9 protein-coding genes are annotated in these 10,829 nt (G+C 46.7%); 8 read left to right on the forward strand and 1 reads right to left on the reverse strand.

The window, feature by feature from the left end; genetic code table 11:
* Nucleotides 1-25 precede the first annotated feature (25 nt).
* The 4 genes from rpoD (at nucleotide 26) to ACKKE8_RS11650 (ending at nucleotide 3,683) form a co-directional block, all read left to right on the forward strand.
* Complete coding sequence (gene rpoD, locus ACKKE8_RS11635) at nucleotides 26-1,156, forward strand: RNA polymerase sigma factor RpoD (RefSeq protein WP_012685780.1); 1,131 nt, start codon at nucleotides 26-28, stop codon at nucleotides 1,154-1,156.
* 93 nt (nucleotides 1,157-1,249) lie between these two features.
* Nucleotides 1,250-2,164 (forward strand): hypothetical protein, encoded by a 915-nt coding sequence (locus tag ACKKE8_RS11640; protein ID WP_409178295.1) that lies wholly within the window; start codon nucleotides 1,250-1,252, stop codon nucleotides 2,162-2,164.
* Between the two features lie 76 nt (nucleotides 2,165-2,240).
* The gene (locus ACKKE8_RS11645) at nucleotides 2,241-2,405 is read left to right on the forward strand and encodes a hypothetical protein (protein ID WP_409178296.1); all 165 of its coding nucleotides are present in this window, start codon (nucleotides 2,241-2,243) and stop codon (nucleotides 2,403-2,405) included.
* Between the two features lie 138 nt (nucleotides 2,406-2,543).
* Nucleotides 2,544-3,683: an acyl-CoA dehydrogenase family protein gene (locus ACKKE8_RS11650; protein WP_409178297.1), complete on the forward strand. Its 1,140-nt coding sequence runs from the start codon at nucleotides 2,544-2,546 to the stop codon at nucleotides 3,681-3,683.
* A 79-nt stretch (nucleotides 3,684-3,762) separates the two neighbouring features.
* Here ACKKE8_RS11650 and ACKKE8_RS11655 read toward each other — a convergent pair whose 3' ends face one another.
* On the reverse strand, nucleotides 3,763-5,046 hold the full coding sequence (locus tag ACKKE8_RS11655) for a S8 family peptidase (RefSeq protein ID WP_409178298.1): 1,284 nt from the start codon (nucleotides 5,044-5,046) through the stop codon (nucleotides 3,763-3,765).
* Between the two features lie 381 nt (nucleotides 5,047-5,427).
* Between ACKKE8_RS11655 and ACKKE8_RS11660 the strand changes: the two genes are divergently transcribed.
* Genes ACKKE8_RS11660 through ACKKE8_RS11675 form a run of 4 tightly spaced genes read left to right on the forward strand, consistent with a single transcriptional unit; the run spans nucleotide 5,428 to nucleotide 10,805 of the window.
* Entirely contained in the window at nucleotides 5,428-6,162 is a 735-nt protein-coding gene (locus ACKKE8_RS11660) for a tRNA (adenine(22)-N(1))-methyltransferase (protein WP_409178299.1), read from the forward strand.
* Nucleotides 6,138-7,253: a Nif3-like dinuclear metal center hexameric protein gene (locus tag ACKKE8_RS11665; RefSeq protein WP_409178300.1), complete on the forward strand. Its 1,116-nt coding sequence runs from the start codon at nucleotides 6,138-6,140 to the stop codon at nucleotides 7,251-7,253. The genes ACKKE8_RS11660 and ACKKE8_RS11665 overlap by 25 nt, the downstream gene beginning before the upstream one ends.
* Nucleotides 7,254-7,311: 58 nt before the next feature.
* Nucleotides 7,312-9,312 carry an S-layer homology domain-containing protein gene (locus ACKKE8_RS11670; RefSeq protein ID WP_409178301.1) on the forward strand — a complete coding sequence of 667 codons (2,001 nt, stop codon included), beginning with the start codon at nucleotides 7,312-7,314 and terminating at the stop codon, nucleotides 9,310-9,312.
* Nucleotides 9,309-10,805, forward strand: coding sequence for a S41 family peptidase (locus tag ACKKE8_RS11675; RefSeq protein WP_409178302.1), 1,497 nt, complete (start codon nucleotides 9,309-9,311; stop codon nucleotides 10,803-10,805). Before ACKKE8_RS11670 ends, ACKKE8_RS11675 begins: the two co-directional genes overlap by 4 nt.
* Nucleotides 10,806-10,829: the final 24 nt, after the last annotated feature.

The following is a 10,829-nucleotide window of genomic DNA, read 5'->3' on the forward strand; positions in this document are numbered from 1 at the left end:
ATTCCCGGGGAAGGAGGGAAAGTAGATGAACAAGCAAAATATCACTTCCGACATGGAAGCAACGTCCATCGAACAAGTAAAGGAACAGCTGGTCGAATTAGGTAAGAAACGCGGCGCACTGTCGTATAAGGAGATTACTGCTCGCCTTGCAGGTTTCGAACAGGATTCTGATCAAATGGATGAGTTTTTTGAATATCTTGGTGATCAAGGTATTGAGATTAACAACAACGAGAACGAAGATGACGATGATGAAGTCGATCAAATGATCATCAAGGACGAGGATAACGAAGAATTCGATTTTGACGATCTCTCCGTTCCGCCTGGAATCAAGATTAATGACCCTGTACGGATGTATCTGAAGGAAATTGGTCGAGTTCCTCTGCTCTCCGCAGAAGAGGAGATTAAACTGGCACAGCGAATTGAACAAGGTGATGAGGAAGCCAAAAGACGTCTGGCTGAGGCGAACTTGCGATTGGTTGTATCGATTGCGAAGCGTTATGTAGGACGCGGTATGCTATTCCTTGACTTGATTCAAGAAGGGAACATGGGTCTGATTAAAGCGGTGGAAAAGTTTGACTATCGCAAAGGCTACAAGTTCAGTACGTATGCGACCTGGTGGATTCGCCAAGCGATTACCCGTGCCATTGCAGACCAGGCTAGAACGATCCGTATTCCAGTTCATATGGTGGAAACGATCAATAAATTAATCCGCGTTTCCCGTCAGCTTCTGCAAGAGCTAGGTCGTGAACCTATGCCAGAAGAAATCGCTGAAAAAATGGATCTCACTCCGGAAAAAGTTCGGGAAATCATGAAGATTGCTCAAGAACCAGTATCCCTGGAGACTCCAATTGGGGAAGAAGACGATTCCCACTTAGGTGATTTCATTGAGGATCAGGATGCATTGGAGCCATCTGATGCAGCTGCCTATGAACTTTTGAAAGAACAGTTGGAAGACGTTTTGGATACATTAACAGACCGGGAAGAAAACGTACTTCGTCTGCGTTTTGGTTTAGATGACGGTCGTACACGGACGTTAGAAGAAGTAGGGAAAGTGTTTGGCGTAACCCGTGAACGGATTCGTCAGATCGAAGCAAAAGCACTTCGCAAATTGCGTCATCCGAGTAGAAGTAAACGCTTAAAAGATTTCTTGGAATAACCGATATAAGAAGTATGTGGCCTACGTTAGCCGACGTAGGCTTTTCTTATTCATGAAAGTAAACACTTTTTGTCGTAGTTAGGAGGGGCCGCGTTGGACGACCAGCGCAAGCGCACGATCATCGCCGAGATTGAAAACTGGCGGCGCAACCATTTACTGCCTGAACATTACTGCATCTTCTTGTTAAATCTGTATACAGAAGGGGATCGGCCAAATACACCGGCGTCCGCAGATAGGAATGGGCGAATGGGAACGGCACCGGGTGTGCTGTCAGGAAAAGTCAATTCAACATCATCTGTCGCAAATACATATGCACCTAGAACTGTCTCTCCAGTGACGGGGAAAATGGTAGTGGCATGGCTCCTTGGTGCCTTTGTTATTGCTGGTTTGATCTTACTTGCTTTTCATTTTAACCGTTTTCAAACCCCAATGCAAATTACCATCTTTGCCTGTTTCGCTCTTGTTTTCTATATTCTGGGACTCGTTTATCGAAGGTCAGCCCCGCCATTAACGCATTTATTCCTGGCTTTGTCATTTTTGATCTTGATCGCGGGAGGCGTGTATTGTATCCAGAAATTGGATGGTAGCATGCCGTTTGTCCTGTTCTATTTAGGCTTCGTTTGCATGTTGCTGTGCATCAGCGCAATTGTTTTCGGCTACGCTTATTTGCTCTATGCAGGGTTACTGGGTTTGGCCATTTTGTATGGCATTACGACCGTTCATCGGGTAGGGATGGACTATACATGGTGGACATCGGAGTTGTACTGGGTACCGCTTGCGTGCTTGCTTACAGGTATGGGCTTCTTAATGAATAAGGCCAATGCGAAATGGGCGGGAGTATTTGCTGTATGTGGACTTGCTTTTTTCTTTGGTGCAGAGATACAGGCTCTGTATATTCCAGCAGCGAAGCGGGATATGATTCAATTGCTGTTGTTCATTAAGGTATTCATCGCGTCAACTTTGTTCTTCTTCACGCGAGGATATTGGTATGCGTGGTTGCGACTGTAGGACTCTGCATGACTTCTCGTTTTCCTCTCCCTGCTTATCTGTTACAATTTCAGAAGAGAGCAAACGGGGTGAATAGATGAACAACAAGTGGAAAGTATTAATCGGTATTTTGCTGGCGGCTATTTTTCTGGGTGGTGAAACAGTAGCCAAGTTTATAGGTGTAAATACATACAGTCTCGGATTCATAGCAGCCTCTGTATCTTTTTTGGGAGCGATTTTATTAGGAGCACGCCGATCATAGGCGTGTTTTTTTTGAGAAATTACCACATGAATCCAAATCGTGGTGTATAATGGTAAGAGTATTCTGAACAAACGCTCAGTCAAAATTGTGTGTTTCTTGATGGTTCTTTACTAAAGCGTTTTCAAGGGGGCAGCGATTATGAACTTCGATTTGACTTCAGAACAACAAATGTTGAAAAAAATGATACGCGAATTTGCTGATGAGGTAGTGGCACCAGGAGCAGATGAACGCGATCAAACCAAGCAATTTCCTGTCGAAATATTCAAGCAGATGAGCGAACTGAACTTGATGGGTCTTCCCTTCTCTGAGAAATACGGGGGAGCGGGAGCCGATTCCACGAGTTTTGCGATCGTTGTAGAAGAGCTTAGTCGTGCATGCGGTTCTACAGGAATCACGTATTCGGCGCATATTTCGTTAGGGGGCGCTCCACTTGCTTTGTTCGGAACGGAAGAGCAGAAACTGAACTATTTAAGCAAAATCTGTTCGGGCGAAAGCTTTGGTGCGTTTGGCCTGACGGAACCGAATGCAGGGTCTGACGCAGGTGGTACGAGGACAAATGCGGTCTTGGCTGACGGGGAGTGGACGATTAACGGCTCCAAATGCTTCATTACCAATGCCTCCTATGCTTCGTCTCTCGCCTTGACAGCTGTAACTGACAAAGAGCAGGGCTCACGCGGTATTACTGCTTTTATCGTTCCGACAGATGCACCTGGTTTTCAAGTGCTGGCGAACTATGAAAAGCTCGGCTTGCACAGCTCCAATACGACCGAGCTCGTTCTTGAAAATGTCCGGGTGCCAGAGGAAAACGTCCTTGGGAAGAGGGGCGAAGGCTTCAAACAGTTCCTCATTACACTTGATGGTGGGCGAATCGGGATCGGTGCTATGGCAGTAGGAATTGCACAGGCTGCTTACGACAAAGCGCTGCAATACTCCAAGCAGCGTACGGCATTTGGTAATTCCTTGAGTCATTTTCAAGCGATTCAGCACAAGCTGGCGGATATGGCGATGCAAATAGAGCTGGCGAGAACGATGGTGTATAAAGCAGCTTGGCTGAAGGATCATGGTCGCAAATTTACGAAAGAAGCAGCAATGGCAAAATTGTATGCTTCAGAGATTGCCATGTCTGCTACTCATCAGGCCATTCAGATTCACGGTGGCTATGGTTATATGCGGGAGTATCAGGTGGAGCGATTTTTCCGCGACGCTCGGCTGTTAGAGATCGGCGAGGGGACTTCAGAGATTTTACGTAATGTCATTGCAAGAGAAATCGGGTGCTAGCCTTTCCATATTTACAATGAAAGAGCATGACTGCCAGCGAAAACTGACAGCCATGGCTCTTTTTTTGTTTCTTATTTTTTTATTGATCGCCAGGTTGAACAGTTGGGAATCCAAAGCCACTAGCGATATCGTCACCTACAGCAGCGTTTGAGCCACCTTTGATGTCATTTCCTGTCGCGCGTTTTTGCAATTCTACGCGAACATCTTGATAGCTCCAAGATGGATTGGATGCCCAGATTTTTGCAGCCAAACCTGAAATGTGTGGTGTTGCCATGGAGGTTCCGCTAATGGAGTTATAGCCTCCGTTATTCCATGTAGACTGAATAGCGCGTCCTGGTGCTGATACTTCCACATCGCGCTCTTGAATCACGTAGTCTCCCGCTTGCCCGCTCTTGCCACGAGAAGAGAAGTCAGCCACACGGTAGGTTCCGTTTTGTTGAACATTCTCTAACGCTGCTACGGCTACTGTATTCACTAATGCCCCAGGGTAGCCAATGCTATTCACTGTCGGTCCAGAGTTCCCAGCCGCAGCGACGACTAATACACCTTTTTGGTTTGCATAAGTGATGGCATTTGCCATAAGGGTACTCTTACCGCTAGAGCCAAGGGACATAGAAACGATCGCTTTCACGCCTAATTGAGCAGACTGGTCAGCAGCGTAACGAATGGCATAGGCAATGTCATCCTCATAGCCGGAGCCTGAGTCATCCAATACTTTATATGCCCATAGCTTTGCATCTGGTGCTACACCATAAATACCTGCGCCACCGCCGCCGTCAGCGAGAACAGTTCCAGCGACGTGTGTTCCATGACCATGCGCATCATTGCAAGCACCAGTAACAACAGGAGAAGCTTGCGTGAAATCGTTGCACTGCTCTGCGTTAGCGGTTAGGTCCGGGTGCTGCGTATACACGCCAGTATCCAGGACTGCAACACGAACATCTGCACCGCCAGTCGCAGCGGAGAGGGACTGGTTCTTATAGATTGCTTTAATTCCCCACGGAACGACTGCCGCAGGAGAGAACTCTGGCTCGCTTGCCTGATCTTCTTCTATATACTCAGCGATCTTTAATTTTTTCAACACGGTAATTTTTACATTGGGATCGCTTTTCAGCTGGTTAAGTTGATCACTATTTACATCGAGGGTAAAGCCTTCTTGACCAAAATCATGGCGTACTTCCAGTGGTTCAGCAAAACTGGTTCTCACATCCGAATCTGACTGAATTAATACCCGTGCAGTACCAAGTTCATTGAATTCGCTGGTTGAATCATTACTGGCTGCCCCCGCACCTGTGAAGACACTCATCACTAGCGCCGAAGAGAGTAATCCCATTGCCCACCACTTGCCGGTTCTTTTTTTCAAACTGTTCTCCTCCTTAAAGATATTTAGTTTATGTAGTTCATGATGTGTATGGCGTTAATATACATATCTGTAAAAAATTTGTAAATATTTATTTATTAAAATAAAGTTCATGATTTAGTAAAAATTAAGTTTAATTACATAAAATACCAAAAATATCGTCATGTTTAAAAACTTTCCTGTGATTCCGAACATTACATTCAACAGAATGGCCACCTGTAAGCCTCCCGTTTATTACCCAAGACACCCCTTAATTGCCTTTTCTCTACATAGGTGCAACAGCGAGGATTTTGTCGTTCTTTGCTGATCAGCTGTTAGGGAATTAGCATTTCGCAATTGCTGCCAAATAGGGTAGAATAGAGGCAACGGAAGGTGAATATACAGATGACATCAGTATCAATATCCAAGCGGCTACAAACGATTGCCCGCTATTGTCCAGAAGGAGCCCGCGTCGCCGACATCGGGTCGGATCATGCGTTGTTGGCTTCTTATTTGCTTGTAAAAGGAATTGCTTCTTTCGTGATCGCAGGCGAATTGAATGAAGGTCCTTTTCAAGCGGCACAAAAACAAATACATACATTGCAGGTAAAAGATCGCGCTTCGGTGCGTAAAGGAAACGGGCTCGCGGTATTACAGCCTGGCGAAGCAGATGTGATCTGCATTGCGGGGATGGGCGGACAATTGATCGTTTCCATTTTGGAAGCAGGAAAAGACAAACTGGAAGGTGTGCAACGCCTGATTCTGCAACCAAACGTAGGGGAAGAAGCGGTTCGCCTGTGGATGATAGAGAATGGTTGGCAGTTAATCGCGGAGTCCATTTTGCAGGAGGACGGCGTGATTTATGAGATTCTCGTCGCAGAACGAGGCAATCCTACCTTGCCTTATAAGGGCAAAGATCGTACACGGCAAGAGCTCCTGCGCATTGGTCCATTTCTTTGGGAGGAAAAATCAGAGGTTTTACAAGAGAAGTGGCTGCATGAGCAAGAAAAATGGCAAAAGGTCATCGTTCAATTAAAGCGTTCGGACAAGCCGGAAGCAGCAGAACGAATAAAAGAAATCGAAGCAGAAGTAAAATGGATCGATGAGGTGATAGCATGCTTGCGCACGGACAAACAGTAATCCAGTATGTCGAACGTCTGGCCCCAAAATCGTTGGCGATGGAAGGCGACAAGATTGGCCTTCATGTAGGCACCTTGCAAAAAAAGGTGAAAAAAGTAATGATCGCACTAGACGTGTTGGAATCTGTGGTGGATGAAGCAATTGCAGAGGGTGTAGACCTGATCGTGGCTCACCATGCCGTCATTTATCGACCACTCAAAAACCTCCGGACGGATCTCGCCGCAGGACGCGTGTTCGAAAAGCTGATCAAGCACGACATTGCGGTATACACAGCTCATACCAATTTGGATGTTGCGTATGGGGGAATGAACGATTGGCTCGCAGAAGCGGTTGGACTCACTGACGTAGATGTACTGGATGTTCTTTCACGAGAGACTTGGAAGAAGCTCGTCGTATTCGTGCCAGCTACACATAAAGAAGCGGTTTTCGCTGCTCTTGCAGAGGCTGGGGCAGGACATGTGGGTAACTATAGTCACTGTTCTTTCCAGACGGAGGGCACGGGAACCTTCTTGCCAGGCGAAGGAACGAATCCCCATATCGGTTCAACCGGCAAGCTGGAAAAAACGGAGGAAGTACGGATCGAGATGATTGTACCCGCCTCCAAACAATCGGCTGTGGTCAAAGCAATGCTTGCTGCCCATCCCTATGAAGAAGTCGCCTATGACATCATTCCTTTGGAGCAGTCCGGTACTGTATACGGAATTGGACGTATTGGCACCCTGCCTGCACCACTGACGCTGCGTGAGTTTGCTTTACTCGTCAAAGAACGGTTTTCCCTCCAGGGTCTTCGCGTAGTTGGTGACTTGGATGCGACAGTCAAGAAAGTAGCGGTAGTAGGTGGAGACGGTAGCTCTCTTGTTTCCAAAGCCATTTTTAAAGGCGCGGATGTTTATTTAACCGGAGACATTGGTTATCACACCGCACACGATGCACAAGCAGAAGGCTTGTCGATCGTAGATGCTGGTCACAATATCGAAAAAATCATGAAGGAAAAGCTGGCGACCATCTTGCTTGAACAATTGCAGGCAAATGGTTACGAAACAGAGGTTATTCCTTCGCGCGTGCACACAGATCCGTTCCAGTTTGTATAAGACGTAGCAGGATCAACCTTTGGTTGTGCCTGCCAGATGAAGTGTAGGAGGATTTTATGTGCAAAAACTAATCCGGACGATTTCTTGTGGATTATTAACGCTAAGCTTACTCACCCCCGGCGTCGCATCAGCGGCTGGGGGCTTATTGCCATACAATGACATCAACAAGCACTGGGCGAGAAACGCAATCATTCAAGGTGTGCAGCTCGGTTTGTTTGAGGCTGGTCCAAATGTTCCGAAGTTTTACCCAAATCGTGACATGACACGTGCGGAATTTCTCGTCATGATCGATCGTCTTTATTACGGTGGGCAGTATCAGATCTATCCGCTTACTTTCTTATCTGAGCATTCGGAGTGGGGTCGAGCAGAAGGTTTTCAGGAACCGTATTTGCCGTATAAAGATGTTGATCGCCTGACATGGATGTACAAACCAACGCTACGCATTTCCACGATCTTGGACAGACTGTACGGTCCTAATGCGATTCAGTACATTTTTCCTGGGGAGATGATGAACCCGAATCAGCCGATCACCAACGAAGAAGCTGCCAAGATATTGCAAATGTTCACGATGTCTCCAGATAGTAAAAATGCTTGGGAAGAAGTGCGTTCCTGGGGATGGCTAGAAGGAGAAAAAACGGATCGGGTGAAGCGGGGAGATGCTGCAGTCGCAGCTGATCGCATGGTGAATTATTTCCTTCAGGATGGAATCATGCCTCTGCTGGATTACGATGGGAAAAAGTTCCCGATGGTTCCAGATATCGAAGAGGTATTGCCGTTATTCGCAACCTATACAGATCCCAAAACAACAGAAGAACAGATTTATGTAGATGCGGCTGCCGCTATTCGCAGTAGAAATGATAGTGACGAGACATTTGAACAGTTACGCAAGCTGGCCGATTCCTCATTCCCAAATAAAGTGGGTGTTCACTATTTATTGAGCTGGAATCCTGAAACACCGATTGAAACCAATTTGGAAGAAGCTTTTCTTGCGATCGACGCTTACTTCGAAGACAAAATCATTCTCCCGGACACACTGGGGCTATTGAGTGCCAATGTGTATGATATTGCCTTGCAGCTAGGGAACAAGGATCAAAGCCAATACAAAAAAGTGCTCGACCGACTCACTGCTTATGAACAAAAAGTGAAGCAAGATTCCAAAGAATGGGAATCACTCGCCATGTATGTGGGGGCACTGGAAATCAGGAGTGGGCAAGTAGACCTGGCGTTGGCGCGTTACCAGCGATTTGCCGATAGGAGCCCGGAGGCATTGTTGAATACTTCCTATTACTATTTGCAGGAAGGACGTATGCAGGAAGCAGAAGAAGTTCTTGCTACGATGAAACCGAAAGCGTCAGACAGTAGAATGAATCAGCTGCACAAAATGTTGCGTCAAGAGTTTGCGTCTTTAAAAGGTCAGGCAGCTATTATTTCTGATTTGGGATACTCTTTGCGCCAATTGGATAATGCCGACACCTACCAAGTGAAGGGTGAGGCGGTGTTGAGTGGATTGACGTTCTCATATACGCAGGATATCAACAAGGAAAAACAAATAAGCAGAATATCCGGCTTCTATCAATCTCCGCAAAAACTAATATCAGACAAGCTGCTCTCTTATACAGACGGGAAAACAAACACGCAATACTCGTACGATACGGATCGGCAGACTTGGGACAAGAATAAAACAGACAAAGTTGACTTTTTGCACGAGTGGGTTGGTGCTGTCAAGGTAGCCGATCGTGCCAAGGAGTGGCATGCGCGCTACTACAAGCAATCATACGGGAAGTACGATGTCATTACGGAGTGGATTCCTGGCTCAATGCTGGTAGAGAAATCAAACAAGGTTACGCTTGGACAAGGAAAAGTGAAAGACGTTCCTTTGTTCATGAACAAGTATTATATTGATCGGGCTAGCGATCAAATTGTTAAACATACGTGGCGTTATGAAGAAATTTATGAGGGCGACGGATATGTAGCCTATTCGGGTACCGACAATTACGACTTTACAAGCAATGTAGAATTCTCGATACCTGATGATGTTCGAAAAGGGGTGGCGCCATGAAGCGAATTAGTCAATGGGCAGTAGCAATTGTCTTGCTACTCACAACTGTTCTTCCTGTGCAAGCGGCAGAGTATCCTTACGAAGAAACAGAAGAAGTGTTCCTGCACGTCATGGAGAGCCACTTGAGCAAGCCGGCAGCCAAACAATTGGTAAAAGGGGCTCTAGAGGTGGTCAGTGAGCAGGCAAAATCGAAAAAACAGCTTCAGTTCGAAGTTTCAGAAGAAGATGACACCTGGGACGAGTTGGAATTGAGGCTTGCAGAATGGCAGAAGAAAGGCGGGTTTGATACGCCGACGATGAACATTTGGGCGATTGATGGAATGCTCTCCACGCTCAATGACCCGCACAGCGTATTTTTTACTCAAGATGAATTGCGTCTGTTCCAATCTGACGTTGAAAATCAATTCGTTGGATTTGGCTTTCGTCTTCGGCTGCAAAATGATCATATTATCATCCGTGAAATCGTTCCGAATTCTCCAGCAGCAGCATCTTCCTTGCAACGAGGCGATCAATTGATCAAAGTCAATGAGACCTCGTTGGTCGGAAAGACTTTTGAAGAAGCGTATGCGTATTTGAAGGGCAACGAAGGGACCGAAGCCGTTCTTACTGTGTATCGTCCATCCGACAAACGGGAGCACCAGGTGAAGCTGAAGCGTGCCTCCATGACCTTGCCGGAAGCGGAAGGACAGATGTTTACGAAAGGCGCGATTGGCTATATCAGTCTTGAAACATTCGGATCAGAAGGAGCCATCCAGGTAAGGGATAAGCTCGCAGAGCTTTCCCGTGTGCAAAAACCGTTGTCCGGATTGGTGTTAGACCTGCGGGATAATGGCGGGGGATACTTGTTCACAGCGCGGGACATCGCGAGCCTCTTTATGGAAGAAGGCTTGCTCATGTACACCACGAATCGCAACGGGGTAGAGGTAGAGACGTGGGTACGAAATGGGCAGGATATCGGCATACCTGTGCGAATTTTGGTAAACGGTGGAACAGCTTCGGCATCTGAGCTGTTGTCAGGTGCCTTGCGTGATCATGGCATCGCCAAACTTGTTGGTACCAAAACTTTTGGAAAAGGGAGTGCCCAACAAGTCATTCCGCTGTCAGACGGTGACGCACTCAAGCTTACGCTGAATGAATATTTTACGCCTAAGCATACCGTGGTGAATCACGTAGGGCTTCAACCGGATATGACCGTGGAGGATTATGGAGCACAAGTAGTAGAAGCTCTCCATTCATTGAACGTCAATACGTGGGAACTGAGTGACGCAGAAGGCGATACAGTCATCAATGGAATTCCTTTCCCGACAGTGGATCCTCTCTTTAAACAAACGCCTCAAGGGCTGCAAGTCCGAGCTGCTGTACTTTCGCATTTGCTGGGCGATCCGTCCATTGGCGAAAAAGATTATGTGGTACTTGCTCCGTATTTGAAAAAGTACCCTGCACTCAAACTGCAAACGAAAAATGGTGTCAACACCCTCACATTTACTACGTGAGCATGGTCCCCTGTCGCTTTTGGC

It is taken from the genome of Brevibacillus fortis (assembly GCF_046196545.1).
GTDB lineage: Bacteria > Bacillota > Bacilli > Brevibacillales > Brevibacillaceae > Brevibacillus > Brevibacillus fortis_A.

Bases quoted from the DNA above. Each gene is read 5' to 3' on its own strand.
- rpoD (WP_012685780.1), top strand. From the start codon at position 26: ATGAACAAGCAAAATATCACTTCCGACATGGAAGCAACGTCCATCGAA.
- ACKKE8_RS11645 (WP_409178296.1), top strand. From the start codon at position 2,241: ATGAACAACAAGTGGAAAGTATTAATCGGTATTTTGCTGGCGGCTATT.
- ACKKE8_RS11650 (WP_409178297.1), top strand. From the start codon at position 2,544: ATGAACTTCGATTTGACTTCAGAACAACAAATGTTGAAAAAAATGATA.
- ACKKE8_RS11660 (WP_409178299.1), top strand. From the start codon at position 5,428: ATGACATCAGTATCAATATCCAAGCGGCTACAAACGATTGCCCGCTAT.
- ACKKE8_RS11665 (WP_409178300.1), top strand. From the start codon at position 6,138: ATGCTTGCGCACGGACAAACAGTAATCCAGTATGTCGAACGTCTGGCC.
- ACKKE8_RS11675 (WP_409178302.1), top strand. From the start codon at position 9,309: ATGAAGCGAATTAGTCAATGGGCAGTAGCAATTGTCTTGCTACTCACA.